Here is a 25,993-nt window from a genome sequence, read left to right as displayed (position 1 = left end):
TCGCCCCAATCGACATTGGGGCGAGGACACCTGTTGTCGCGACTGTTTTTGGGACGTTCCTTAGCCGATCGTGACTCCAACAGCGTCAAGGATTGTATAGACAGCCAACAATCCGATGGCGATGCTGCTGGTGATCAGGAGGGTGTTGAACATGGCGCCGCCGTACAGGCGTCGATCGACCTCGGTGCGGCGCAGATACCATACCGCCACCACAACCGCCATCAGGAAGAGACCGTTCACGATGCCGCCGATCACGATCATGGCAACCGGACTCGTGAAAAACAGATACGATGCTCCCCAGATGATCGGTAGAGCGACCGTGAAGATCCGGATCCAGCGCAAGCGCTTCTGAGTGTCGTTCCAGTCCAGCACGCCGAAGACACCTAGCAGGTTGGTGAAAATTCGCGCAAATCCTGGCAAGGCAGCCCACAAAGTCGAACCGAGAACTCCAACAGCACCGATGAGGAAGACGACACCGGCCCATTCACCGAGGGTGTCGGTGTAGATATGCGAAAGGGTCTAAATCATCTCGTTGCCTTCGGGCACGAGGCCTTGTGGGTGCAGAACGGCGGCGCCCATGAGGAAGAACGCTAGCGTGCTGATGGTGTAGACGCCCCAGGCAAGATAGGCATCCTTATACATCACCTTGATCCAGCCGTTGGCTCGTCGTACCCATTCGTCGCTGCCGTCCGGCGGTCCTACCCAGCGAGCATAGCCTTTTTCGGCACACCAGTAGGTGTAGGCCATGATCTCGTTCGCACCCACTCCGGTGAGCCCGAACATGGCGATGGCGATGCCCAGAGCTCCCGCTGGGATTTGGAACCCAAAGCCGCTGAGGAGGTCTTCTGTGCCGTAAGCAAACGGGGTAAACGGCAGGCCGACAGCGATGCCTATCGTGAGCAGCGTGAAGACCATTACCAGGATGACGGCCCCACGCTCGACCAACGAGTACCGGTTGGAGTAGATCAAAACGATACTAATGCCCGGCCACAACGGTGGTCCAGAGCAAGAGGGAGGTGAATCCCAGTGGCTCACCACCGATAGGCATCAGGAAGCTCAAGGCGGCCGCTACGCCCCCGATGATGCCTCCGAACTGAAGCATCTTCGCCAAAAACAGCAGGACCACGAGAAAATTGATCCAACCGGTGCGGCCGAACTCGGGGGTACTTTGTTGAAACCCGTGATCGCAGGTTGGCCCGTAGATATGGTCCAGCGCGCGAATTCGACCTGAATCGCTACCTTGACGAAGGTGCTCACAAGTACCATCCACAGCAGGGCGAATCCTGCTTGAGCGCCCAGGGCGGTTGTGGCGATCAGCTCACCAGAGCCCACGATCTCCGCACTGATAATGAGGCCGGGACCAATCTGGCGCAGAGTGGCACGCCAGGTCGTGGGAGGTTCCTGGATTCCTTCCGGAGTGAGCTGGTATGGGTCGTCCCGCCGGACAACTTGCGGCTCATCTGGCGACTTATTTGAGGACATCGCCCGTTCTGTAGGTCCGGTCACCAACCCAACCCCACCGAAAGCTTCGCCCGACCACAACGTCGTGCAAGGGAGTAACACCGATGTCGTCCACGATCGCCCCGGATCGCCCGCAGCGATCCCGCTTCCGCAAGCTGACACGTGAACTCCGGTCCCCTAGGAAAGGACCGGTGTTCCGGTAGGAACGCCGGAGTTCTGCGGATGCGGCAGCGTCCGAAGCAAGCTGACGGCAGAAGAGCCTATTCGAGGCCGTTGATGGCGCCTTCGGAAATTCGGGCGTGGTCGAAACGGTTGGCTGACAGGGCCTTGTCCAGCTAGGAGGCTGGGTCAGCGTGCCGGAGGCCTTGTTCAACGAAGACCTCATAACAGCCCACCGCGGTCAAGGCATCGTGCTGTGCCTCGGGGCGGTGATCGCGGAGGGAGACCCGCCCGTAGCCGATCCGCATGGCCTGGACTGTATTTGCGAAGGTCCGACAGCGTGACATTGGCGCGGAAACGGTTTGCTTTACAGAAGTGACCTGCGGAAAGCTTCTCGGGGCGGGATTTGCCGTAAACGTGCGTACTGCGATTCCTTATCAGAGGAGAGCGCCTATTCCGAGAGACCGTGCAGGATCACGTTCTGCTCAAGCGGGACTCGTCCCATGCGGAGTGCATTGACCGGAGCGCTCTCGTCGGCTGTGCCGAACGAGATACCGAACAGAAGCTTGAGCTCCTCGGGCACGCCCAGGGCGTCGCGGACGACGTCGGCGTAGAAGCCGAGCGCGGTTTGCGGGATGCCGTCGAACCCGCGGGCCGTCAGTGAGAGCAGGAAGGTCTGCGCGTACATGCCGATATCTCCGGCCACCCGCACAGCGTCACCGAACACCGGCATGAACAGGAACGCGACGTGCGGAGCACCGAAGAATTCCAAGTTCTCGCGGACCACGGCTTTCCTGCCTTCTCGGTCCTCGCGCTCCACACCACGTGCCTGGTAGAACGACGCGGCGTGGTGGTGCGCCCGGTCGAGGTAGGTGCCCTCGCCGAAATCGGCGTAATCAAACGTGAAATCGGCGGAGAAACGCCCCTCGTCATCGGCGCGGAGCAGCTCTTTGCTCAGGGCGTTGCGCTGTTCACCTGAGACGACGTGGACCGTCCAGGGCTGGGTGTTGCAGTTCGACGGGGCGGTCTGCGCGTCCTCCAGCACGGCGCGGATGTCCGATTCGGACAGCGGGGTGGCCAGGAAACTCCGGGCGGAGCGCCGGCCCCGCACGACGTCGCTGAAGGGTAAGGCGGTGTCGGTCAAAGCGATTCCTCTCGATCGTGCTTATTCCTGTCATCGCGGTTGCGATGGACGGGGTGGCTGCAGAACGCGGCATAGTGCGACTGCAGCGACGGGCTTTCGTTGGTGTCGAGCTTGTAGGCCGCAGGGGGCGCCGACAGGGTGCTAGTCCTGTCGTTGCTGAGTTGCGCAGGCCGCCGCGGCCGCGCTGTCGTACCCGCGTACGGGAGGCGACAGCGTCAGGGTCAGCGGTGGAGGGAGCGGTTGAGCTCGACGAGCTCCTCCAGCGTGGGCGTGGACGTGAAGGCGCCGAAGCGGTCCAGCAGGTGGTCACGGTTGCGTGGGGTTTCGGCGCGGTCGGCCGCTTCCAGCGCCCGGCCCAGGTCGTCGAGTCCGAGTTCGGTGCAGTAGCCGGGGGTCATCGGTTGCTGGCGCCAGGAAAAGGCCAGCACACCCGCGTCGAGCGGGTCGAAGCCGGTTTCGTCCACCAGGCTCATGCCCACGCGCCGCGCCTCATCGGAGTCGGCCGCGACCGGCAGCGCGATGCGGCCCGGGGTGCCCACCGGAACACCTTTGGTCTGCAAGGTTTCTGACAGCACGGCGTTCCACGCCTTGACCACGGGTCGCCCCAGCTGCTCCGTGACCCACAGGCTCTCGACCTGACCGTTGTCCACCGCTTCAATAGCGCCGCTCAAGTGTGGAAAGTAGTTGGACGTGTCGATGACCACGGTCTCGTTGGGCACCGAGGTGAACAAGGCCGCCACCGCCGGGATCCGCCCGAACGGGACGGACAGCACGACCACGTCCTTATCGTGGACGGCATCATCGGCGGTCGCCGCGTGCGCCCCGAATTCCAGAGTCTCAGCGTCGATGGTCTCGGGACCCCGGGAGTTCGCCACGGCAACGTCGTGTCCACCCGCGCTGAGCTTGCGTGTCAACGTTGTCCCAATCGGTCCCGTACCGATAACGCCAATTCTCATGATTCGTCCTTCTCGAAGTCGCGCCATCGGGGAAAGGGCGGCCTGGTGTGATGAGAGTGCGAAGAACACCGTCGGAACTTCCGGACGGCTCTCTGGTGCCGGCCACCCGCTGCGAAAAAAGGAGCGGCCGGTACCGGTACCTACTCTTCATCGTTCTGCTGGCGGTATCCGCTTTCGATGAGTGCGCGGAGACGGTCCAGCGATGCCTCATCGGTGGCACCGGCGCCCATCGTCCAGGCCACGGACACCGCCGAGAGGAACAAGTCATAGCCCCGTACCGACGGGCGCACCTGCCCGGCGCCCTGCGCTGCCCGCACGTACTCGTCGGTAGTGGCGATGAGGTTCTCGCAGGGCACGGTCAGCGGGTTGTCGGGCTGCTGCTCCCTCGCCGCAGCCATGAGCGGTTCCGGCAACCCGCTGAAGGCGCTGAAGTACTCCTCCATGGCCCGCAACCACTGCCGCAGCGCCTCGGACGCATCGTCGATCTGGGCGATGTCCGCCCGACGGGCTTCCAACTCCTCCGAACGCGTCTGCAGCACCGCCGCCAGCAGCGCCTCCCGGGTCGGAAAGTGCCGGTACAACGTGCCAGCCCCAACACCGGCCTCCTTGGCCACAGCCTCCAGAGAGGTGCCAACCCCCTGCTGCAGGAAGTGACGTTGCGCCGCTTCCAGCAGGGCCGCCCGGTTGCGCTGGACGTCCGAACGGGGCCGACGCCGCTGCTGCTTAGGACTCATACATCCTCCCGACCCACGTGGCCGCCGACCACAACAAAACGGAGGCTTCCTCCGAACAGGGTTCAGCGTAAAACGGAGGATGCCTCCGGTCAAGTGAGAGATCCTGGTTGAGAAGATCTTGAGCCGCACGGTCAGATCAGCCGCGGTGGCTATCCATCCTCGATGGTTACCGACCCGACCCGGGAGAAAGCGCGCGAGGTTCCAGGTCCAGCCGTGTGGGCGGGCCCACGCCATCTCCTCGGCCGTGGCGCGATCGGGTCGCCGCCGTCGATGTTGCTGAGATCGGTCATGCGCTTGGCCAGACCCTTGTTGGTCAGGTCGGCCTCGCGCATCAGCGCAGCTGCCAGCGTCGAACGCCTGGTCCAGACGGAGTCTGTGTCAAGAACAACTGGCCTGTCACAAGTCACCGTACTGGCCGTGGGCGGGGTGTCCCTCCATCGCCAACACCCAACTGAGACCCAAACTGAGACCCAAAAAAGCCCCTCCGGAGTCCGGAGGGGCTTTTTTGCAGGTCTGAGCGGTGGCCAGGGGCGGGGTCGAACCGCCGACCTTCCGCTTTTCAGGCGGACGCTCGTACCAACTGAGCTACCTGGCCGATAGCGTCCGGCTCGTAGCCGTTCGCCTTGGCGACCCAGACGGGACTCGAACCCGCGACCTCCGCCGTGACAGGGCGGCGCGCTAACCAACTGCGCCACTGGGCCATGCTTCGTTCTTCAGTTGTTCGTACCCCCAACGGGATTCGAACCCGCGCTACCGCCTTGAAAGGGCGGCGTCCTAGGCCGCTAGACGATGGGGGCTTGGCCGATTCGGAACCGACCCGGCCTTGCCTCCAACCGGCTTTCCCCTTTCGGGAGCGCCCCGTTGGCAGTGATTAAAGCTTACGACATGCCTGAACCGCGCCCAAACAGGGGGGTCCCCTTTGGGCGTCACGGCCCCCGCGGACGGCAGCAGGCGTTCGCGCTCGAGCCCGAGCATAGTCACCTGAACTGGTAAAACGCCAACCCGGACGCTGAGCCGTCCGGCGCCGCCTCGACCGCTCCGAGTCGACCCCCGAGGGCCGGAAACGGACAAATCGCACTCAAGGTCGTTTTTGTGACCTGAGCCTCAGGATTTGGGCCGAGCGGGCCGCACCGTGCGGCGAGGCGGGATGCCGATCGCGCGCGTGGCCAACCACCCGAACGACTGATCACCATCGCCACGGCACGTCATCACGGAGGCCAGCCTTCCGCTCGGCGGTAGATGCCGCTCTCACACGTTCGGTGAGCGCTCCGCGCAGCGGCCGATCACGCGCCGCATCCCAGGTCAGCGGCTGACCGGCGGCTCGCCGCCACCCTCGTCCGGGACCAGCCCCAGCATGTCCAGCAGCAACCTGCAGTCCTCAGCGCTGTGCGCGCTGCGAGCAACCGCGACTCTCGCGCGGTGTACTTGCTCTTCAGAGACGCGCGAGGGTTCACCGGCGCGCTGCCCGGGCACCGCGGACGACTGCCGCGCCTGCCCGTCTTCCTGCTGCCACAAGAACTTTCGTACGTCCAGCGACCCGTACATTGCGCCTCCCAGGCTCGGGTTCCGGCCGCAGGTTATCCACAGGTTCTCAACAGTCGCAGCCCCCCAGAGAGTGATTCGGACTCAACTCTGAGTAATCACACGCCTGCAGGTGATCCACTTTGGATATTGCGCGGCTCACATCGTCGATGACGCACCCGCCGCCCGCAGAGCCGGACGAGCCCGCTGCCGTTGGACCCCCTCGAAGGGCTTGGTTCATCCGCCAGCCCGTTGCCGGGAGCCACCGGGGGAGGCAACCGGACAAAACCGGCTTCACAGTCACCCTGAGCACTAATCGTGAACAGGCACTCCCCAAACGAGTGGGACGCGTGCCACAATCGCACCCGCTGACACACCCCCGGTCAGCACCTGTGGAGATCCCCTCCGGCCCCCGCGCTATTCCCCCTGGCGCGGGGGCCTTCCGCACTTCAGAGCCGTTTGCCCAGCACAACGCTTCCTCCACGAGTGCCGCGCGCGAGCCGCCGCGGGAACGAACCCCGCACCAAGGGCGAGCGGACAATCCGGACGCTGGAGATGGGCACGCCGCAACACAACCGTTATCGTGTGCGCGTGGCTCTAGGACGCATCAAGGCGAATCGGCAGCGCAAGCCCGCCGCCGAGGAAGCCGAACCCGACCCCGAATTCGAGTCGTACCTGGCTGCACTGGAGCCGGAGGACAGCCTCGAATCCACCGGCTCCGGACGTCGCTTCGGAGCGGCGGAGGTCTACCAGCTACGACTCCCGCTGATGGCCAACGAACGGCTCAAGGAACTCGCCTTCAAGCAAGGCACGTCCCCGGCCGCGCTCGCGCGCGACTGGGTGATGCAGCACCTCGAGACGGTCGAGCAGGAGCCGACCCCGGCACCCGACCCCGCACCGCAGCCCCAGCAGCCGCGGCAGCACGACCAGCTGCCGCCTGCGTGGCCCGGTGAGGAGACCGTGCAGCACGACATCACCCCCGACCCCGATCCCTACGCTGGAGCTCCCGATCCGTTCCAGCCCAACCCCGAAACGATGCACCCCGGCCTGCAGGCCGGCCCGGCACCGGCGGCCCCCGTGCCGCCACCGCCCGGACCGCTGAGCCAGGGACAGCCCTCCGACGTCGAACGGACCGAGGAGATCACCGTCCCGCACGGGCGCTTCCAGTAGGACCGCGCAGGAGGCCGTGGCCGCGATACCCCGATCGCGACCACGGCCTTCTGTCGTCTCAGGCGGCCAGCCCCAGTTCGCGGGCGATGAGCATGAGCTGAACCTCGCTGGTGCCCTCGCCGATCTCCAGGATCTTGGCGTCCCGGTAGAAGCGGCCGACCGGCGTCTCGTTCATGAAGCCGTAGCCGCCGAAGATCTGGGTCGCGTCGCGCGCGTTGTCCATCGCCGCGTTGGACGAGGCGAGCTTGGCGATCGCGGCCTGCCTCTTGTACGGCTCGCCGCGCAGCATCCGCGAAGCCGCGTCGTAGTAGGCCAGGCGAGCGGTGTGCGCGCGCAGCTCCATCTCGGCGAGCTTGAACTGCATCGCCTGGTACTCACCGATCTTGCGACCGAACGCCTCCCGTTCGCCCAGGTATCGCAAGCACTCGTCGACGCAGCCCTGGGCGAGCCCCACGCCGACCGCGGCGATCGCGACCCGGCCCTCGGTGAGGGTGGCGAGGAACTGGGCGTAGCCCCGGCCGCGCTCACCGACCAGGTTGGCGGCGGGGACCCGGCAGTCGTCGAAGGACAGGGCGTGGGTGTCCGAGGCGTTCCAGCCGACCTTCGAGTACTTCTTGGCGACCTCGAAGCCCGGAGTGCCCGAGGGAACCAGGATCGTGGAGATCTCCTTGCCGCCGTCGGGACGACTCCCGGTGACGGCGGTGACGGTGACGAAGCCGGTCATCTCGGTGCCGGAGTTGGTGATGAACGCCTTGGAGCCGTTGATCACCCACTGATCGCCGTCGAGGACCGCGGTGGTGCGGGTCGCGCCCGCGTCCGAACCGCCGCCGGGTTCGGTGAGCCCGAAGGCACCCAGCACCTCACCGGAGGCCAGTTCGGGAAGCCAGGTGCTCTGCTGCTCCGCGGTGCCGAATCGCAGGATCGGCATCACCCCGAGCGACACCCCCGCCTCGAGGGTGATGGCAACGGACGAGTCGACGCGAGCCAGTTCCTCCAGAGCCAGGCACAGCGCGAAGTAGTCCCCGCCCATTCCGCCGAGCTCCTCGGGGACCGGCAGGCCGAAGAGGCCCATCTCGCCCATCTTGCGCACCAGCGGGTAGGGGAACTCCTCCCGCTCGTAGTAGTCGCCGATGACCGGGGCCACTTCCTTGCGGGCGAAGTTCTGCACGCTCTCGCGCAGCGCCTCGTGCTCCTCGTTGAGCCGGTGGTCCACCATCGTCAAGCCTCCTGCCGGGATTCCAGGACAGCCAGCGACTGGTCGAGCCCGACCGACTGCCCCTTGGTGGCGTGCACTTCGGTGACGACGCCGTCGAGCGGAGCGGTGATGGTGTGCTCCATCTTCATCGCCTCGACGACGAACAGCTTCTGCCCAGCTGCGACCCGCTGCCCCTGCGCGACGTCGGCGGCCAGGACGGTTCCGGGCATCGGGCTGGTGACCACGCCGTCGGACGCGCCACCGCTGCCGGTGCGTTCGGTGAGCAGCTTCTTCTCGGCGAGGTCCCAGGTGTGGCCCGCGGCGGCGAGCCAGGTGGTGCCCCCGACGTGTGCGCAGCGGTACCGGCGAGCACGGCCCCGGTAGGTCACGGTCAGCTCGTCGCCGTCCTTGCTGGCGGTGGCCCGGTGCGTGCCGGACTCCACGGCGACCTCGGCCTCCTGCGGAGTTCCGCGCAGGAGGACCTCGCGTTCGCCGTCCGGAGCCGCGAACCGCCAGCTGCTCCAGGCCGCCTCGCCGAGACGCCAGCCGTTCGGGATCTCCCACGGATCGACGACCGCCCCGGTGGGCTGCGCGGCGATCAGGCGCTCCAGAGCCGCGGCGACGTAGACGTCCTCGCCCGGTGCTGCGGCGGTCAGCTCGTGCAGGTCGCGCTCGACGAGGCCGGTGTCGAGCTCCCCGGAAACGACCTCCGGGTGCTGCAGCAGCGCGCGCAGGAACGAGACGTTGGTGCGCAGGCCGAGCACGGCCGTGTCGGCCAGCGCGGCGTCGAGCCTGCGCAGCGCGTCGGTGCGCTCGCCGGCCCAGGCGACCACCTTGGCCAGCATCGGGTCGTAGTCCGAGCCGACGCGATCACCCGCCCGGATCCCGGAGTCCACGCGGACGCCCGCGGGTTCGTGCACGGCGAGGAGCTCACCGCCGGTGGGCAGGAAGCCGCGCGCCGGGTCCTCGGCGTAGACGCGCGCCTCGACCGCGTGCCCCTCCAGGCCGAGGTCCGGTTGCGCCCAGGGCAGTGGTTCGCCCGCGGCGACCCGGACCTGCTGCTCGACCAGATCGACACCGCGGCCGCCACCGACGGTCGTGACCAGCTCGGTCACCGGGTGCTCGACCTGCAAGCGGGTGTTCATCTCCATGAAGAAGAACTCGTCCGGCGCGTCCGCGGAGACGATGAACTCCACCGTGCCCGCGCCGGTGTAGCCGACGGCCCGGGCGGCGTCGACCGCCGCGGTACCGATGCGCTCGCGGGTCTCGGCGTCCAGCAGCGGCGACGGGGCCTCTTCGATGATCTTCTGGTGCCTGCGCTGCAGGCTGCACTCGCGTTCGCCCAGGTGCACCACGGATCCGCGGGTGTCGGCCAGCACCTGGACCTCGATGTGCCGGGGCCGGGTGACGAAGCGCTCCAGGAACAGGGTGTCGTCGCCGAACGCGGCGGCGGCCTCCCGGCGGGCCGAGGCGATCTGCTCGGTCAGCTCGGACTCGTCGTGCACCAGGCGCATGCCCTTGCCGCCACCGCCCGCCGACGGCTTGATCAGCACCGGCAGCCCGACCTCGAGCGCGGCGGCGCGCAGGTCGGCGTCGGTCAGGCCGGGATCGCTGCGCCCCGGCACCACCGGAACCCCCGCCGAGGTCACCACCTGCTTGGCGCGGATCTTGTCGCCCATCGACTCGATCGCCGAAACGGGCGGGCCGATGAACGCGATCCCCGCCTCCGCGCAGTCCGCTGCGAACTTCGCGTTCTCCGAGAGGAATCCGTACCCGGGATGAATGGCCCGGGCGCCGGTCTCCCGCGCGGCGTCCAGGATCCGCTCGCCGTTGAGGTAGCTCTCGGAAGCGAGGCTCGGCCCGATGTGGACGGCCGTGTCCGCCTCGGCGACGTGTCGCGCGCCGCGATCGGCATCGCTGAACACCGCCACCGACCGGATGCCCATCCCGCGCAGCGTCCGGATCACCCGGACCGCGATCTCACCGCGATTGGCCACCAGAACCGTGTCGAACATGCCCACACCCCTCACATCCGGAAGACGCCGTAGGAGACCGGTTCCAGCGGCGCGTTGCCCGCTGCCGAGATGGCCAGCCCCAGCACGCTGCGGGTCTGCAGCGGGTCGATCACGCCGTCGTCCCACAGGCGCGCCGTCGCGTAGTACGGGTGCCCCTGGGTCTCGTACTGCTCGCGGATCGGCTCCTTGAACGCCTCCTCGTCGGCGGTGGGCCACTCCTCGCCGCGCGCCTCGACCTGCTCGCGCCGGACCGTCGCGAGCACCGAGGCGGCCTGCTCGCCACCCATCACCGAGACCCGCGCGTTGGGCCACATCCACAGGAACCGGGGCGAGTACGCCCGTCCGCACATCGAGTAGTTGCCCGCGCCGAAGGAACCGCCGATGACCACGGTGAACTTGGGCACCCGCGCGCACGCCACGGCGGTGACCATCTTGGCGCCGTGCTTGGCGATCCCACCGGCCTCGTACTCCTTGCCGACCATGAACCCGGAGATGTTCTGCAGGAACACCAGCGGGATCGAGCGCTTGTCGCACAGCTCGATGAAGTGCGCGCCCTTGAGCGCCGACTCGGCGAACAGGATGCCGTTGTTGGCCACGATGCCCACCGGGTTCCCGTGGATGCGGGCGAAGCCGGTCACCAGCGTCTGGCCGTAGTCGTGCTTGAACTCGTTGAACCGGCTGCCGTCGACGATCCGCGCGATCACCTCGCGCACGTCGTAAGGAGTGCGCGAGTCGGTGGGCACCACCCCGTAGAGCCCTGCCGGGTCCACGGCGGGCTCCTCGCTGGGTTCCACGTCCCACGGCCGGATTTCGCGCGGGCCCAGCGTGCTCACGATGTTGCGGACCCGGCGCAGCGCGTCGGCGTCGTCGACGGCCAGGTGGTCGGTGACCCCCGAGGTGCGCGAGTGCAGCTCGCCGCCGCCGAGCTCCTCGGCGGTGACCTCGGCCCCGGTCGCCGCCTTCACCAGCGGCGGCCCGCCCAGGAAGATGGTGCCCTGCTCGCGGACGATCACCGCTTCGTCGCTCATCGCCGGGACGTAGGCACCGCCCGCCGTGCAGGAGCCGAGCACGGCCGCGATCTGCGGGGTGCCGCGCGCCGACATGGTGGCCTGGTTGTAGAAGATCCGGCCGAAGTGCTCGCGGTCCGGGAAGACCTCGTCCTGCCTGGGCAGGAACGCCCCGCCGGAATCCACCAGGTAGATGCACGGCAGGTTGTTGTGCAGCGCGACCTCCTGGGCGCGCAGGTGCTTCTTGACGGTCATCGGGTAGTAGGTGCCGCCCTTGACCGTCGCGTCGTTGGCCACCACCACGCATTCGCGCCCGGAGACCCGCCCGATGCCGGCGATGATTCCCGCCGAGGGGGCCTCGTCGTCGTAGAGGCCGTGCGCGGCCATCGGGGAGAGCTCGAGGAACGGCGAACCGCGATCCAGCAACGCGTCGACCCGGTCCCGGGGCAGCAGCTTGCCTCGCTCGACGTGCCGGACGCGCGCCTTCTCCGGCCCGCCCAGGCGGACCCGGTCAAGCTGCGCGTTGAGATCGGCGACGAGCTCGGCGTGCTGCTCGGCGTTGCGCGCGTACTCGGGCCCGGCCAGATCCACGGCCGAGCGCAGGGTGGGCGCATCCATGGGCACACCTTCCGGTGTTAGTCATCGTTAACTTAGTCAGGATGTTAACGACGACTAACCGACTTCGTCTAGGATTTGTCCCGATGTCCACCGAAGGAGCCACGCCCACCCGCCGCGAGCAGATCCTGGCCGCGGCGGCGGAACGGTTCGCCCGCGTCGGCTTCCACGGCGTGGGCATCGACGACATCGGCAAGGCGGTGGGCGTGTCCGGCCCCGCCCTCTACCGGCACTTCCGCAGCAAGGACGCGATGCTCGCGGAGCTGCTGACCGGCATCAGCGATCGGCTGCTGCACGGCGGGCGCGAGCGGGTCGGCGCCGCCTCGGACCCCGAGGAGGCGCTGCACGGCCTGGTTCGCTGGCACGTCGACTTCGCGCTGCGCAACCCGTCGCTGATCACGCTGCACATGCGCGATCTGGACAGCCTGCCCGAGCCGGATCGGCACCGGGTGCGCGAGTCGCAGCGCAGCTACGTCGAGGTGTGGGTGGAGGCGCTGTGCCGCGCGCGGCCCGCGCTGGAGCCCGCGACCGCGCGGGCGACCGCGCACGCGGTGTTCGGCCTGATCAACTCGACGCCGTTCAGCGCTCACCTGGACGAGGGGCAGATGGCCGAGCTGCTCGACCACATGGCGCACGGAGCCATCGCGGCGGCCTGACGACCGGCCGCGCTCAGCGCGAAAAGACCGCCGTTTCGTGGGAAGTTGCGGGGTGCGACCACGACGGCCCCATTGCCCCCCGACGTGGCCCGGGTGGCCAGTTGCGGCACCACCCAACCGGAACAAGACTTGGGGCAGGCGGTTGAGCTGCGATGACGCGGCTGGAGGCGGTATGGCCACCACCGGGATCACACCCACTGCGGTCCCCACTCGATCCCAGCACGGGCGCCCGCGCAAGGGCGAGCGGCTGGCTCCCTGGCTGCGCAGCACCGATCCGAAGACCATCGGGGTGCTGTACCTGATCACCTCGTTCGGGTTCTTCATCTTCGGCGGGGCGATGGCGCTGCTGATCCGCGGCGAGCTCGCCCAACCCGGAATGCAGTTCCTCTCCCAGGAGCAGTACAACCAGCTGTTCACCATGCACGGCACGGTGATGCTGCTGCTGTTCGCGACGCCGATCGTGTTCGGGTTCGCCAACATCATCCTGCCGCTGCAGATCGGCGCCCCGGACGTGGCCTTCCCGCGGCTGAACGCCTTCTCCTACTGGCTGTTCCTGTTCGGCGGGCTGATCGTGATCAGCGGGTTCCTGCTGCCCGGCGGGGCCGCGGACTTCGGCTGGACGGCCTACACCCCGCTGTCGCGGAGCATGTTCAGCGCGGGGCTCGGCGGCGACCTGTGGGCATCGGGGCTGATCGTCAGCGGGCTGGGAACGATCCTCGGCGCGGTCAACATGATCACCACGCTGGTCTGCCTGCGCTGCCCGGGCATGACGATGTGGCGGATGCCGATCTTCTGCTGGAACATCCTGGCCACCAGCATCCTGGTGCTGATGGCCTTCCCGATCCTGACCGCGGCGCTGTTCGGGCTGCTGGCCGATCGGCATCTCGGCGCGCACGTGTTCGACCCGGCGCACGGCGGCGTGATCCTGTTCCAGCACCTGTTCTGGTTCTTCGGGCATCCCGAGGTCTACATCGTGGCGCTGCCGTTCTTCGGGATCGTCACCGAGATCCTGCCGGTGTTCAGCCGCAAACCGCTGTTCGGCTACACCGGACTGGTGTTCGCCACCTTGGTGATCATGGGCCTGTCGGCCGTGGTGTGGGCGCACCACATGTTCGCCACCGGCGCGGTGCTGCTGCCGTTCTTCGCCTTCGCCACGTTCCTGATCGCGGTGCCCACCGGGATCAAGTTCTTCAACTGGATCGGCACCATGTGGCGCGGCAAGCTCACCTTCGAGTCGCCGATGCTGTTCTCGATCGGGTTCCTGGTGACGTTCCTGCTCGGCGGGCTGACCGGGGTCCTGCTGGCCTCACCGCCGCTGGACTTCCACATCACCGACACCTACTTCGTGGTCGCGCACTTCCACTACGTGCTGTTCGGCACGATCGTGTTCGCGGTCTTCGCCGGGGTGTACTTCTGGTTCCCGAAGATCACCGGCCGGATGCTGGACGAACGGCTGGCCAAGATGCACTTCTGGCTGACCTTCGTGGGCTTCCACCTGACGTTCCTGGTGCAACACTGGCTGGGCAACGAGGGCATGCCGCGCCGCTACGCCGACTACCTGGCCACCGACGGCTTCACCACGCTGAACCTGATCTCGACCATCGGCGCGTTCGTGCTGGGCGCCTCGATGCTGCCGTTCCTGTACAACGTGTTCGTCAGCTACCGCTTCGGCCAGGTCGTCGAGGTGGACGACCCGTGGGGTCACGGGAACTCGCTGGAGTGGGCGACGACGTGCCCGCCACCTCGGCACAACTTCACCGAGATCCCGCGGATCCGCTCGATCCGGCCGGCCTTCGAGCTGCACTACCCGCACATGGCGGAGCGGCTGGAAGCCGAAGCCCACACGGGCCTGCGCCGCCGCTAGCGACGAGCGGCCGCGGCTCGGCCCAACCGAACCACCGCGCACACCGAACTGAAACGCCCCTATGACCGCGCCGACGGCTCGATCACCGGGCTGCGGCCGATGACCCGGCCGTCGGTGTCCAGCGCCTCCACCGCCGCGTAGGGCTCCGCCGACGGCAGCACCGCTCGCGTCTCGAACGCCTCTCGCGGGACGTTCTCCACGACCGGGCGCAAACCGTCGGCGCTCTGACCAGCGAGGATCCGCCAAGACCGGACCTCGGTGGCGCCGTTCCAGCTCGCGTAGATCGCGCGGCCCCCGGTCTCGTCGCGCATCGCCGCGGCCGGCTGGTCGGTGGGAGCACCGGACCAGTTCAGCTTGAACGCGCGGTAGGACTCCATCCCGTCACCGAGCGAACCGTGCAGCCGCACCTCACCTGCGGGGCCGAACTCGGTGAACTCGGGAACCGATCCCCAGCCAACGAAGTGGTTGCCACCGGCAAGCACCTGATGATTGCCCTGACTGACGCTGGTGGCACCGCCGGGATGCTCGTAGGACTCCGCAAGACCGACGGTGCGGGCCTGCTGATCGACGTCGAGGACGAGGCCGCGCGAGATCGGGCCCGGTTCGCTCGCCGCGTTGTCGAACAGGCTCATCCTGCCGTCGGGCAGCCACCCAGCGTCGTGCTGGCGGGCAAAGGCCGCTTCGGGATCCACCGCGAAGTCGCTGTTCGTACCGCCCATCCGCCAGATGATCTCGCCGCTGCCGCGGTCGACCTGGTAGAGCGCGTCGGTGTGCCGCGCCGAGATCAGCAGGTTGCCCGCGGCGTCCTCGGTGATCGAGTTGAGGTGGATGTAGTCGTGCGGGGCCGCCGGGTCCTCGGGCACCGGCGCGGTCGATTCCGCGGGCGCGACGTGGTCGAGGCTGCGCCAGTCGAACAGCACCTCACCGGTGGCGATGTCGATCTCCTGCACGACCCCCTCGACGACCGGCCGGTCCAGCTGGACCGTGTGATAAGCCGTGATCAGCGCGGTGTCGCGCGGCGTGATCACCATTTCATGCAGGTCAGCCTCCAGGCCGTTGCCCGCGCGCACGGTGGCGACCTGCTCGTAGGCCTGATTCGTGATCACGTACTCGCCGGAGCCGTAACCCGGGTGCGGGGCGCCCTGCCACCAGGTCAGCACCGGTTCGCCCTGGTAGCGCTGGGCCTTGAAGTCCATGGTGAAGTGCCGGTCACCGTCGCCGACCGGCTGGAACCAGACCGGCTGACCGGTTTCGTCGAGGATCATCGGACCGCTGTGGGTGTCGGTGCCGTGCGGCGCGACGAAGATCTGGCCGGGCTCGGTCCGACCGGGGCCCCGATCGATCCGCACCACCGGTGGACTCAGGTCGGGTCGGCTGACGAACTCGGCGGGCTGCGGCGGGGCCTCCGCGACGGGCGGCGCGGCGGTGGCGGGCAGCACGCCCGCGAGCAGTGCGGGCACGGCGAGCAGAACGCCGACCAGCACCCGGGAACCTGAACTTCGCATCGGACTCTCCGTCCACCGAGGCGGGACCCCCGGCTAGAGATCTAAACGGCCGAGCGGTTCCAGACCAGCGAGTTGCGAGAAGTTTCCACGCCTCGGTGTGCCCGAGCGCCGATCGATCCCACCCGCGTGCCGCTGCGCGGACCGCAGCGATCAATTCCACATTGGACTGACCGTTTTCGCACCTTGTTGACCCAAACGGGCGAAGCGCGCAGTGGTGCGGTTCATATCGGGGAGAGGAACAGCGCCGGGCTCTTGTAACGTTGCAACCGACCGGGAGCAAGATTGACGGCGGCGTGACTGAATCGATTCCGCCGCCCGTCGCCCCACGAGGACCGCACCGCTGGCCGTGCACCGAAGCGCGCGCAGCACCCACCCACTTCACACGGGAGACTTCGTTGCCCATTGCCCTGTTGGCCCTGGCCATCGCCGCATTCGGGATCGGAACGACCGAGTTCGTGATGATGGGGCTGCTGCCCGAAGCAGCCTCCGACCTGCACGTGTCCATTCCGGACGCGGGCGGTTACATCTCGCTCTACGCGCTCGGCGTGGTCATCGGCGCACCGCTGCTGACCATCGCGGGCATGCGCGCTCGCCGGAAGGCGATGCTGCTGAGCATGCTGGTGCTGTTCACCGCGGGGAACCTGTTCTCCGCGTTCTCCTCCAGCCACGAGATGCTGCTGGTCGCGCGATTCATCTCGGGCCTGCCGCACGGCGCGTTCTTCGGCATCGGCGCGGTGGTGGCCGCGAGCCTGGTGCCCACCGACAAGCGCGGCCAGGCCATCTCGATGATGTTCCTCGGCCTGACCGTGGCCAACATCGTCGGCGTCCCGGTCGGCACCCAGCTCGGGCACTCGCTCGGCTGGCGCTGGGCGTTCGCCCTGGTCGCGGTGATCGGCGTGGTGGCGCTGGCCGCGGTGGCCGCGCTGGTGCCCAAGCAGGCCAAGCCCACCGAGGCCAGCCTGCGCGGCGAGCTGCGAGCCTTCCGCCACCCCCAGGTGTGGATGGCCTTCGGCGTGGTGGTCTTCGGCTTCGCCGCGATCTTCTCCTTCTACAGCTACATCAAGCCGGTGCTCACCGAGGTCACCCAGTTCAGCCCCACCGCGGTCACCCCGCTGCTGGCGGTGTTCGGCGTGGGCATGACGGTCGGTACCGCGCTGGGCGGCCGGCTCGCCGACAAGTCCCCGATGAAGACCCTCTACGCCGGGCTGTCCTCGCTGGCCGTGGCGCTGGTGGTGTTCGCGCTGACCGCCTCCAGCCCGATCATGGCTCCGGTGATGGTGTTCCTGATCGGCGCGAGCGGCTTCACCGCGATCCCGAGCATCCAGGCGCGAATCCTGGACAAGGCCAAGGACGCGCCCGCGCTGGGCTCGGCGAGCATCCAGTCGACGTTCAACATCGCGAACTCGCTTGGCGCCTACCTGGGCGGCCTGGTGATCGCCGCCGGGTTCGGGCTCGTCTCGCCCAGCTGGGTCGGTGCGCTGCTGGCCCTGGTCGGCCTCGGCTTCGCGCTGACCTCGGGCCGGATGGACCGCGGGCCGCGGGGCGGCAAGCTCGTCGCCTCGCACCAGGCGTCCCGGAGCGCGGACTCGGCGCCCACGCTCGGGTAGCACCGCGTTCCGCGGCCACATACGGTTGCCCCGCGCGGTTGTCTTGGGAGTCCTTGGCAGCACGCGGCGGTAACCGGATGCGGTGTGGGGCTCGGCCCGCACCGCCGCGGGTTCGCAGACGTCGTCGGGCGAGGACGGCCGCGGCGCCGCGCAGGTGCCGCTCGAGTCGCGGAGACCCCGGAGCCCGACGGCGTCCGAGGTTCCGCTCCCCGCACCGCGCGAACTCCAAACTGAAGTATCTCCTTGGTCACACGGTGAGCTTGGAATGCTGGTGCCGCTGAATCGGTTCCAGCCGGACGTGGGGCCCGCGTGGCCAGACATTCCCGAAATCGGCGGAGGAAAACACCCACATGACACAGGTTCCGAACATCACGCTGAACACCGGCGCGTCGATCCCGCAGCTCGGTTACGGCGTCTTCCAGGTTCCCGCGGACGAGGTCGTCACCCCGGTCCGCGCCGCCCTGGACGCCGGCTACCGCAGCATCGACACCGCGAAGGTGTACGGCAACGAAGAGGGCGTGGGCAAGGCGATCGCCGAATCGGGGATCAACCGCGAGGACCTGTTCGTCACCACCAAGCTGTGGAACGACGACCAGGGCCACGACAGCGCCCTCAAGGCCTTCGACGACAGCCTGAACCGGCTGGGCCTGGACTACGTGGACCTGTACCTGATCCACTGGCCGGTCCCGGGCAAGGACCTCTACGTGGAGACCTGGAAGGCCTTCGAGGAGATCTACAAGAGCGGCCGCGCCAAGGCCATCGGCGTCTCGAACTTCCAGATCCACCACCTGCGTCGGCTGTTCGAGGAGACCGACGTGGTGCCCGCGCTGAACCAGATCGAGCTGCACCCGAACCTGCCGCAGGCCGAGCTGCGCGCCTTCCACGCCGAGCACGGCATCGCCACCGAGGCGTGGAGCCCGCTGGGCCGCAACAACGGGCTGCTGGACAGCACGACGGTCGCCAACCTGGCCGAGAAGTACGACAAGACGCCGGGCCAGATCGTGCTGCGCTGGCACATCCAGCTGGGCAACGTCACGATCCCGAAGTCGGTCACCCCGTCGCGGATCGAGGACAACATCTCGATCTTCGACTTCGAGCTGGCCGAGGACGACATCGCCGCCATCACCGCCCTGGAGACCGGCGAGCGGGTCGGCCCCAACCCGGACGAACTGGGCGCCTGAGCACGACCGCTGCGCGAACCACCCCGGTGAAACATCCCGTTTCGCCGGGGTGTTCTGCTGAGCGAGCCGATCAGGCCATGCTCATCCCGGGACGGGGTGGCGTCAGCGCCCGCAGGACGTTGCTGCCCGAGCGCAGCGAGACGACCTGGCTGTGCGTGGCCAGCCACTTCGGGAACACCGCCAGGCGCTGGATGGGGGTCTTGCGCTGGGCCGAGGTGAACAGGGCCGTGCGGGAGACCTTCAACGCGCGCGGGCGGCGCTCGCGCTCGTAGGCGCGCAGCAGGTCGGCGGGCGCGCCGTCGACGTGTCCGAGGTACTGGGTCAGCAACCAGGCGTCCTCGAGGGTCTGGTTGGCGGCCTGCGCGACCGCGGGCGGCATCGCGTGCACCGCGTCGCCGAGCAGGGTGCTGCGGGCACCGCCCCAGACCTGCGGGACCTTGTGCCGGATGTGCGGGAAGAAGCCCAGGTCGTCGTCGGTGACCGAGGCCAGTAAGCCCTCCACCGGCGCGGGCCAGCCGCGGAAGTGCTCGCGCAGCTCGGCGACGGTGTGCACCCGGTCGCCCTCCTGCCAGGGCATGTCGAACCACCAGTGCAGGAGACCGTCACCGGTCGGGATCAGCCCGCAGTGCGCGTTGCGGCCCGCGATGTTGAGCGTCTGGTTGCCGTAGGCGACCGGCAGGTCGCTGCGGGTCAGGCCCTGCCAGCTGGCCCAGCCGGTGGGCTTGGCCGGCTCCCCGCCCAGCACCTGATGGCGGACCACCGAACGCTGCCCGTCGGCACCGATCAGCAGGTCACCCGTGGCGGTGCTGCCGTCGGCGAACTCGACCACCACGTGATCGGAGTGCTCGGTGACCGACACGCAGCGGCGCCCGAAGTGCAGGCGCTCGGAGGGCAGCACCGCCGCCATCTCGGCGATGAGCTTGCGCCGCGGGATCTGCACGGTGGGCGAGCCCAGGCGCTCGGTGACCTCGTCGAGGTCGGCCTCCCAGAGCAGCCGCCCCGAATCGGTCAGCGACCGCAGGCTGCGCAGCGGCCTGCCGTGCGGTTCGATGTCGACGCCGAGCTCGCGCAGCGCGGCCGTGCCGTTGCTCCAGACCGTGATACCCGCACCGGTGGTGCGCAGCGCCTCGGCGTGCTCGTAAACCTGCACGTCATGGCCACTACCGAGCAAACCACTGGCGATGGCGAGTCCGCCGACTCCGGCCCCGACTACGAGAACCCGCATCGTCTCCATCCGTCATCCCCGACGCTGCTGCCCACGCGATTTTATCCACCAGACCGGATGTACCGAATTGTCCTTGGTCACACGGCGTGGACGACCAGCGCGAACAGCGTTCGAAACCTCGAGCAACCCTCTTTCCGAATGTTGAAAGGGCACCTTTGCACGTCCCTGCGGGCGAACTATGTTCCCTGCCATGAGCCCACGCGTTGCACCACCGTTCCGCGCCGACCACGTCGGCAGCCTGCTCCGCCCGCAGCACCTCCTCCAGGCCCGGGAGGACCACGCCGCGGGCAGCATCGACGATGCCGAACTGCATCGTATCGAGGACGAGGCGATCACCTCCGTCGTCCGGACCCAGGAAGAGGTCGGCCTGCAGAGCGCCACCGACGGCGAGTTCCGCCGTTCGTCCTGGCACATGGACTTCTTCTACCAGCTCGACGGCGTCGAGCGGGTCGACGACGCCAACCTCAAGGTCCAGTTCCACAACGCCGAGGGCGACATCGAGTTCGTCACGCCGGACCTGAGGGTCACCGACAAGATCAAGCTCAACGGCACGATCTTCGCCGACGCCTTCACCTACCTGAGCAAGCAGGTCGGCACGGCCACCCCGAAGCTGACCATCCCGTCGCCCGGGATGCTGCACTACCGCGGTGGCCGCGCGGCCATCGATTCCGAGGTCTACCCGGACCTGGCGGAGTTCCGCGCCGACCTGGCCGCGGCCTACCGGGCCGAGGTGCGCGCGCTGGCCGACCTGGGCTGCCACTACCTGCAGCTCGACGACACCAGCCTCGCCTACCTCAACGACCCCAAGCAGCGCGAGATGCTGCGCGACCGGGGCGAGGACGCCGAGAACGCGCACCTGCAGACGATCCGGCTGATCAACGAGTCGCTGAAGGAGCGGCCGGACACGCTGTCGGTCACCACGCACATGTGCCGGGGCAACTTCCGCTCGTCCTGGGTCGCCGAGGGCGGCTACGACTTCGTGGCGGAGTCGCTGTTCAACGAGCTCCAGGTGGACGGGTTCTTCATGGAGTTCGACGACGAGCGCTCGGGCACCTTCGAACCGCTGCGGTACGTGCCGAAGGGCAAGCAGGTGGTACTCGGCCTGGTCACCACCAAGCGCGGTGAGCTGGAATCCAAGGACGATCTCAAGCGCAAGATCGACGAGGCCGCCAAGTACGTCGACCTGGACCAGCTGTGCTTGTCGCCGCAGTGCGGGTTCGCCTCCACCAAGGACGGGAACTCGCTCACCTTCGACGACGAGGTCGCCAAGCTGCGGCTGATCGTCGAGACCGCCGCGGAGGTCTGGGGCTGATCATCGCTTCGGGTGGTTGTGGCTGCTCGTGCGGTCACAACCACCCGCGGTCAAGCTGCCTGTTCCAGGAAGCGCCCGGCCACCAGGCCCGGCTCCTCGGCGCCGTCGAAGCGCACCCAGAGGCAAGGACTCTCGAAGACCTCGGGCAGACCGGTGGCCGTTTCCACCACCGTGCCCACCTGATCACGGAACCGGCCGAACGTGGCACGCACCCGCACGCCTGGTTCAAACGGGCTCGATGATTGCTCCATGAGGGTGGACGGTACGTGCCCGAGCCTCGGGGATGGAACTCGCCTTCCATTTATATGGAAATCACCACATCGACCTGCGATGACCGAATGATGGGAGAATACCCGACGGGAGAGGGGGCCGATTGCGCACCATCAAGCGGCCGGGCGAGCACGAGATCGAGATCAAGAAGTCCCGGTTCATCTGCGCGCTCGCGCGGGTCACCGAGGAGGAGCAGGCCCGCGAGTTCATCCAGCAGCGCCGCAAGGCGCACCACGACGCCCGGCACAACTGCTCGGCGTTCGTGCTCGGCGACGCGGGCGAGATCCAGAAGTCCAGCGACGACGGCGAACCGGCGGGAACGGCGGGCGTGCCGATGCTCGAGGTGCTGCGGCGCAACGAGCTGACCAACGTGGTAGCCGTGGTCACCCGCTACTTCGGCGGGATCAAGCTCGGCGCGGGCGGGCTGGTCCGCGCCTACGGCGGCGCGGTGACCGAGGCGCTCGCCGAGGTGGACCTGCTGGTCCGGCAGCCGGTTCGGGTGATGTCCGTCGAGGCCGACTACGTGCTCGGCGGAAGCCTGGACAACGAGTTGCGCTCGGCCGGTTACCAGGTCGCCGACACCTCCTACGACGCCTCGGTGACCTTCCACGTCAACGTCCCGGTCGAGGACGTGACGCGCTTCGACGAGTGGCTGGCCGAGACGACCGGCGGCGCGGCATCCGCCGTCGAGGGCGACCTGATCTACGCCGAACTCCCCGCCTGAGCGCCGAAGAGCCGGTCCAGGTAGTGGTCGATGACGGCCACTGCCCGCTCGGGGGTCCGATGCCCGAGCAGCAGCCCGAAGGACAGCCCGTCCGGAACGGTGACCAGCAGCTCCGCCTCCCACTCGGGATCGCGATCGGCGGGCAGTTCACCCGCCTCCTGCGCGCGGCGCAGTTCCGCGGCCACCCACTGCTCGAGCTCCGGCCAATCCCTGCGGTAGATCTCGGCCAGCCGGGGCGAGCCGAGCGCGCGGACGAAGAACGAGACCGCGGTGAGGAATTCCGCGCTGCTCTCCTCGGAGAGCGCCAGCATCTCCAGCATCAGCACCCGGATGACCTCGCGCGGTCGCGGCGCCCGCTCGACGGCTGCGAATCGCGCCCGGATGCGCCGCTCGGCGCGGTCGTAGACGTGCGCCATGGCGTGCTCGAGCATGTCGTCCTTGCTCTTGAAGTAGTGCTGCACCGCCCCCATCGACACGCCGGCCTCGGCGGCGACGTCGCGCAGGCTCACCGCCTCCAGCCCACCCCTGCTGGCCAGGCGCATCAGAGCCTCGGAGATCTGGGCCCGCCTGGCCTCGTGGTCCACCTGCTTGGGCAACTGCCAACCTTTCCAATGCGATCGCATTGCAACGCTGCGCCGCGGCTGTTTACCATGCAGTTGCATCGTAACCTTCCGTGATGACGGATGCGGTCCACTGGGGGGACTCGTGACGCAGCTTCAGGCAACACCCGACTCGCGCATCGGTGCCCTCGACGTGCTGCGCGGCGTGGCCATCTTCGGCACGCTGGGCACCAACATCTGGATCTTCACCGACCCGAACGGGCCAGCATCCTTCCTGCCCGCCACCGATCCGACGACGCTCCCAGGCGCCGTCGAAACCACGCTGCGCGCACTGGCCAACGGCAAGTTCCTCGCGTTGCTGACGCTGCTGTTCGGGGTTGGCCTGGAGCTGCAGTACCGCTCGGCGCTGCGCCGCGGCGGGCGCTGGCCCGGCTGGTACCTGTGGCGCGCCGCGCTGCTGTTCGTCGAGGGCCTGCTGCACTACCTGCTGATCTTCGAGTTCGACGTGCTGATGAGCTACGCCGTGACCTCGCTGCTGGTGGCCCACCTGGTCGGCCGCAGCGAACGGGCCGTGAGCTGGTGGATCGGTGTGACGACCGCGGTGCACCTGCTGTTCATCGCCCTGATCACCGGCGCGCTGCTGGCGGGCAACGCCTCGCTGCGCACCGAACCGACGGCGCTGTACGCGCACGGCAGCTGGCCGCAGCAGGTCGCGGCGCGGATCGACGACTGGCTCGTCTACCGCGCGGAAGCGATCTTCGTCGTGCCGATGTCGATCGCGCTGTTCCTGCTCGGCGCGAAGCTGCACCGCGCCGGAGCGTTCGCGCCCGAGGGGCAGCGGCTGCGCAACCGATTGATGATCATCGGCTTCGGCATCGGCGCGCCGCTGAACCTGCTGACCGCGTTCGCCGGGCCCGGCTGGTTCATGGTGGACCGCTACGTGCTGCCGCCGCTGGTCGCGCTGGGCCTGCTCGGGCTGATCCCGAGCGCGGTGCGCGGTTCCGGACCGCTGCTGCGGGGCATGACCTCGGTCGGGCGCACCGCGCTGAGCTGCTACGTGCTCCAGAACCTGGCTGCCGCCGCGCTCTGCTACGGCTGGGGACTGGGCCTCGCGGTGCGGCTGGACGCCTGGCGCCCGTGGTGGACGATCGTCGCGTGGGCGGCGATCAGCGCGGCGTTCATGCTCCTGTCGACGTGGTGGTTGCGGCATCACCGGCGCGGACCGCTGGAGGCCGCCTGGCACCGGGCCTACCTGCTGCCGCAACGATCAGCCCGATGACCGCACCGAACAGCAGACCGAGCAGCACGTCGTGCGGGTAGTGCACGCCGATGAACACCCGCAGGAACGCCTCCAGCACCGCCAGCAGCACGGCGGGCCAGATCAGGCGCCGCCAGAACATCGCCGCGGCGACCGCGAACGCGCCCGCCGTGGCCGCGTGACCGCTGGGGAACGACCACACGCTGACCTCGGCGCAGTTCTCGACGGTCTCCACCACGTGCGCCCGGCACGGGCGCTCCGCCAGGAAGACCCGCTTGACCAGGTCAGCGGCGTACCACGCCGCACCCCCGGCCGCGAGCATCGCGACCAGGGCGCGCAGCCGCCGGTCGACCCGCCACCACACGACGCAGGCGAGCACGGCGAAGGCGACCAGGATCGCGTCCGTGGCGAACAGCGCGGACCACTGGACCCACTCGGGCGAGGCCGCTCCCCAGCCCGCGATCACCAAGTACACCGCACCGCTGAGCTCCATAGCGCCCCAGAATACGGACGGCCGCCCAGCGCGCAGGGTCTCGACGTCGTGGTGCGCCGGTCCCGGGCCGGCGCACCACCCGCGCTCACCTGCGCCAGAGCTTCCCGCTGGCCAACCGGGCGCCCTCGGCCAGCGACCTCAGCTTGGCCCACTGGATCTCCTCGTGGACCCGGGAGACGAACGCGCCCTGGGCGAAGCCGCAGTCGGTGCCCGCGAGAACGTTCTCCCGCCCGACCAGGTCGCCCAGCCGCACCAGCCGCTGGGCGACGAGCTCGGGATGTTCGACCACGTTGGTGTGATGGGTGACCACGCCCGGGATCAGCTTCTTGCCGTCCGGGAGCTTGACGTCCTCCCACACCTTCCACTCGTGCTCGTGCGCCGGATTGGCCTGCTCCATCGCGTAGTAACCGGCCTTGACCTCGAGGATCATGTCCACGACGTCGCGCAGCGGCGGATCGTAGGCGTGCGGACCGTGCCAGCTGCCGAAGCAGACGTGGTAGCGGACCCGATCCTCCGGCAAGCCGTCCAGCGCGTGGTTGAGCGCCCGCACCCGCAGCTCGGCCCAGCGCCGGTAGTCGTCGTAGGAACCGCCCCGGGACAGGATCGTGTCGCACTCGTGCATCAGCACCGCGTCGTCGACCTGCAGCATCAGGCCGGAATCCACGATCGCCCGGTACTCCTCGCGCAGCACGTCGGCCAGCGCGAAGACGAACTCCTGCTCGGTGTCGTAGTAGTCGTTGGACAACCAGTAGGCGCTCGCCGGAGCCACCACCGGCAGGAAGCCCTCGACGCCGTCGTGCTGCGCCACAGCGGCTTTCATGTTCGCGATGTCGCGATCGACGGCGGTCCGGTCGTAGCGCAGCGGTCCGGTGACGAACCAGGACACGGCGTCCGATGCGGAGCTCCCGTCCTCGGCGTCGAGCACGGCGGCGTTGCTCTGCCGGTTCTGGTCCTCGGTCAGCGCGTCCAGCTCGGCGTAGGCGCCCGGGAACGCCTGCCGGTCCCGGCTCGGCGGCAGGACGCTGTCGCCCTCGATGTCGACCGCGCGCGCTTCCAGGCCGCTGACCCGTTCGTAGAGGTAGGTGATCCAGCTGGCCTTGCCCATCTCGCCGTCGTCGACGACGTCGATTCCCGCTTCCACTTGCCCGCGGACCACGTCGGCGACCGAGCCGGTCAGGCACTTGCGGTAGGCGTCCTCGTCGACCTCGACGCCCTGGTGCTTCTTGGCCAGGTAGGACAGGAGTTCTTTCGGGCGGATCAGGCTTCCGGTGTGCGTGGCGAGGATCCTGTCGTTCACGCGGTTCTCCCTTCCGGCAGCGCTGGCTGGGCGCCGACAACCGCGAACCGACCCTTCCAGCGCC

The 25,993-nt window shown here is 68.3% G+C and carries 24 protein-coding genes and 3 tRNA genes; 8 read left to right on the top strand and 19 right to left on the bottom strand.

The genetic code is table 11. The annotated features are described in order from the left end of the window. Nucleotides 1–60: 60 nt before the first annotated feature. From ABD289_RS05275 to ABD289_RS05230, 10 genes are all read right to left on the bottom strand, one after another. Nucleotides 61–372, bottom strand: coding sequence for a hypothetical protein (locus ABD289_RS05275; protein ID WP_344127098.1), 312 nt, complete (start codon nucleotides 370–372; stop codon nucleotides 61–63). 147 nt (nucleotides 373–519) lie between these two features. After that, nucleotides 520–969, bottom strand: coding sequence for a hypothetical protein (locus tag ABD289_RS05270; protein WP_344127096.1), 450 nt, complete (start codon nucleotides 967–969; stop codon nucleotides 520–522). Between the two features lie 99 nt (nucleotides 970–1,068). Continuing rightward, entirely contained in the window at nucleotides 1,069–1,482 is a 414-nt protein-coding gene (locus ABD289_RS05265) for an Nramp family divalent metal transporter (RefSeq protein ID WP_344127094.1), read from the bottom strand. 589 nt (nucleotides 1,483–2,071) lie between these two features. Continuing rightward, nucleotides 2,072–2,764 (bottom strand): nitroreductase, encoded by a 693-nt coding sequence (locus ABD289_RS05260; RefSeq protein WP_344127092.1) that lies wholly within the window; start codon nucleotides 2,762–2,764, stop codon nucleotides 2,072–2,074. A gap of 221 nt (nucleotides 2,765–2,985) precedes the next feature. Beyond that, nucleotides 2,986–3,720, bottom strand: a complete 735-nt coding sequence (locus ABD289_RS05255; RefSeq protein ID WP_344127177.1) for an NADPH-dependent F420 reductase — start codon at nucleotides 3,718–3,720, stop codon at nucleotides 2,986–2,988. A 140-nt stretch (nucleotides 3,721–3,860) separates the two neighbouring features. Next, the gene (locus tag ABD289_RS05250; protein ID WP_344127090.1) at nucleotides 3,861–4,454 is read right to left on the bottom strand and encodes a TetR/AcrR family transcriptional regulator; all 594 of its coding nucleotides are present in this window, start codon (nucleotides 4,452–4,454) and stop codon (nucleotides 3,861–3,863) included. Between the two features lie 521 nt (nucleotides 4,455–4,975). Continuing rightward, nucleotides 4,976–5,049, bottom strand: a tRNA-Phe gene (locus ABD289_RS05245). 29 nt (nucleotides 5,050–5,078) lie between these two features. Continuing rightward, nucleotides 5,079–5,155, bottom strand: a tRNA-Asp gene (locus ABD289_RS05240). A 23-nt stretch (nucleotides 5,156–5,178) separates the two neighbouring features. After that, a tRNA-Glu gene (locus tag ABD289_RS05235) sits at nucleotides 5,179–5,251 on the bottom strand. A gap of 505 nt (nucleotides 5,252–5,756) precedes the next feature. Further along, a complete protein-coding gene (locus ABD289_RS05230) occupies nucleotides 5,757–5,999 on the bottom strand; it encodes a hypothetical protein (RefSeq protein WP_344127088.1) in 243 nt (80 codons plus the stop codon). A 567-nt stretch (nucleotides 6,000–6,566) separates the two neighbouring features. On the opposite strand from ABD289_RS05230, the gene ABD289_RS05225 reads away from it, so the two are divergent. Next, nucleotides 6,567–7,145, top strand: coding sequence for a hypothetical protein (locus ABD289_RS05225; protein WP_344127086.1), 579 nt, complete (start codon nucleotides 6,567–6,569; stop codon nucleotides 7,143–7,145). Nucleotides 7,146–7,203: 58 nt separating this feature from the next. Here the strand turns inward: ABD289_RS05225 and ABD289_RS05220 are convergent, their stop codons facing one another. The 3 genes from ABD289_RS05220 to ABD289_RS05210 are packed head-to-tail and all read right to left on the bottom strand — an operon-like array spanning nucleotide 7,204 to nucleotide 11,980. Continuing rightward, a complete protein-coding gene (locus ABD289_RS05220; protein WP_344127175.1) occupies nucleotides 7,204–8,361 on the bottom strand; it encodes an acyl-CoA dehydrogenase family protein in 1,158 nt (385 codons plus the stop codon). Between the two features lie 2 nt (nucleotides 8,362–8,363). Next, entirely contained in the window at nucleotides 8,364–10,355 is a 1,992-nt protein-coding gene (locus ABD289_RS05215; RefSeq protein ID WP_344127084.1) for an acetyl/propionyl/methylcrotonyl-CoA carboxylase subunit alpha, read from the bottom strand. A gap of 11 nt (nucleotides 10,356–10,366) precedes the next feature. Beyond that, entirely contained in the window at nucleotides 10,367–11,980 is a 1,614-nt protein-coding gene (locus ABD289_RS05210; RefSeq protein WP_344127082.1) for a carboxyl transferase domain-containing protein, read from the bottom strand. Between the two features lie 83 nt (nucleotides 11,981–12,063). Between ABD289_RS05210 and ABD289_RS05205 the strand changes: the two genes are divergently transcribed. Further along, nucleotides 12,064–12,633 (top strand): SACE_7040 family transcriptional regulator, encoded by a 570-nt coding sequence (locus ABD289_RS05205; RefSeq protein ID WP_344127080.1) that lies wholly within the window; start codon nucleotides 12,064–12,066, stop codon nucleotides 12,631–12,633. Between the two features lie 172 nt (nucleotides 12,634–12,805). Beyond that, complete coding sequence (gene ctaD, locus ABD289_RS05200; protein ID WP_344127078.1) at nucleotides 12,806–14,497, top strand: aa3-type cytochrome oxidase subunit I; 1,692 nt, start codon at nucleotides 12,806–12,808, stop codon at nucleotides 14,495–14,497. A gap of 59 nt (nucleotides 14,498–14,556) precedes the next feature. Here ctaD and ABD289_RS05195 read toward each other — a convergent pair whose 3' ends face one another. After that, nucleotides 14,557–16,002 carry an arylsulfotransferase family protein gene (locus ABD289_RS05195; protein WP_344127076.1) on the bottom strand — a complete coding sequence of 482 codons (1,446 nt, stop codon included), beginning with the start codon at nucleotides 16,000–16,002 and terminating at the stop codon, nucleotides 14,557–14,559. A 395-nt stretch (nucleotides 16,003–16,397) separates the two neighbouring features. On the opposite strand from ABD289_RS05195, the gene ABD289_RS05190 reads away from it, so the two are divergent. Beyond that, on the top strand, nucleotides 16,398–17,609 hold the full coding sequence (locus ABD289_RS05190) for an MFS transporter (protein WP_344127074.1): 1,212 nt from the start codon (nucleotides 16,398–16,400) through the stop codon (nucleotides 17,607–17,609). Between the two features lie 350 nt (nucleotides 17,610–17,959). Beyond that, nucleotides 17,960–18,790 carry an aldo/keto reductase gene (locus ABD289_RS05185; RefSeq protein WP_344127072.1) on the top strand — a complete coding sequence of 277 codons (831 nt, stop codon included), beginning with the start codon at nucleotides 17,960–17,962 and terminating at the stop codon, nucleotides 18,788–18,790. 70 nt (nucleotides 18,791–18,860) lie between these two features. Here ABD289_RS05185 and ABD289_RS05180 read toward each other — a convergent pair whose 3' ends face one another. Further along, nucleotides 18,861–20,015, bottom strand: coding sequence for an FAD-dependent oxidoreductase (locus ABD289_RS05180; RefSeq protein WP_344127070.1), 1,155 nt, complete (start codon nucleotides 20,013–20,015; stop codon nucleotides 18,861–18,863). 190 nt (nucleotides 20,016–20,205) lie between these two features. Here ABD289_RS05180 and ABD289_RS05175 point away from each other — a divergent pair, with 190 nt between their 5' ends. After that, on the top strand, nucleotides 20,206–21,327 hold the full coding sequence (locus ABD289_RS05175; protein ID WP_344127068.1) for a 5-methyltetrahydropteroyltriglutamate--homocysteine S-methyltransferase: 1,122 nt from the start codon (nucleotides 20,206–20,208) through the stop codon (nucleotides 21,325–21,327). Nucleotides 21,328–21,377: 50 nt separating this feature from the next. Here ABD289_RS05175 and ABD289_RS05170 read toward each other — a convergent pair whose 3' ends face one another. Further along, nucleotides 21,378–21,506 carry a hypothetical protein gene (locus ABD289_RS05170; RefSeq protein WP_344127066.1) on the bottom strand — a complete coding sequence of 43 codons (129 nt, stop codon included), beginning with the start codon at nucleotides 21,504–21,506 and terminating at the stop codon, nucleotides 21,378–21,380. Between the two features lie 194 nt (nucleotides 21,507–21,700). On the opposite strand from ABD289_RS05170, the gene ABD289_RS05165 reads away from it, so the two are divergent. Beyond that, complete coding sequence (locus ABD289_RS05165) at nucleotides 21,701–22,321, top strand: YigZ family protein (RefSeq protein ID WP_344127064.1); 621 nt, start codon at nucleotides 21,701–21,703, stop codon at nucleotides 22,319–22,321. Here ABD289_RS05165 and ABD289_RS05160 read toward each other — a convergent pair. Beyond that, on the bottom strand, nucleotides 22,300–22,917 hold the full coding sequence (locus ABD289_RS05160) for a TetR/AcrR family transcriptional regulator (RefSeq protein WP_344127062.1): 618 nt from the start codon (nucleotides 22,915–22,917) through the stop codon (nucleotides 22,300–22,302). The genes ABD289_RS05165 and ABD289_RS05160 overlap by 22 nt on opposite strands. Before the next feature lie 109 nt (nucleotides 22,918–23,026). Here ABD289_RS05160 and ABD289_RS05155 point away from each other — a divergent pair, with 109 nt between their 5' ends. Beyond that, nucleotides 23,027–24,160, top strand: a complete 1,134-nt coding sequence (locus ABD289_RS05155; RefSeq protein WP_344127060.1) for a DUF418 domain-containing protein — start codon at nucleotides 23,027–23,029, stop codon at nucleotides 24,158–24,160. Here the strand turns inward: ABD289_RS05155 and ABD289_RS05150 are convergent. Both ABD289_RS05150 and ABD289_RS05145 read right to left on the bottom strand, forming a co-directional pair. Further along, nucleotides 24,060–24,632: a phosphatase PAP2 family protein gene (locus tag ABD289_RS05150; protein ID WP_344127058.1), complete on the bottom strand. Its 573-nt coding sequence runs from the start codon at nucleotides 24,630–24,632 to the stop codon at nucleotides 24,060–24,062. The genes ABD289_RS05155 and ABD289_RS05150 overlap by 101 nt on opposite strands. Nucleotides 24,633–24,717: 85 nt before the next feature. Then, nucleotides 24,718–25,929 carry a cobalamin-independent methionine synthase II family protein gene (locus tag ABD289_RS05145; protein ID WP_344127056.1) on the bottom strand — a complete coding sequence of 404 codons (1,212 nt, stop codon included), beginning with the start codon at nucleotides 25,927–25,929 and terminating at the stop codon, nucleotides 24,718–24,720. Nucleotides 25,930–25,993 lie beyond the last annotated feature (64 nt).

It is taken from the genome of Saccharopolyspora halophila (genome assembly GCF_039531955.1).
In the GTDB taxonomy this organism is placed as follows: domain Bacteria; phylum Actinomycetota; class Actinomycetes; order Mycobacteriales; family Pseudonocardiaceae; genus Saccharopolyspora; species Saccharopolyspora halophila.
The sequence above is the reverse complement of the archived record's forward strand: the minus strand, read 5'-3'. Positions and strand labels throughout refer to the sequence as shown.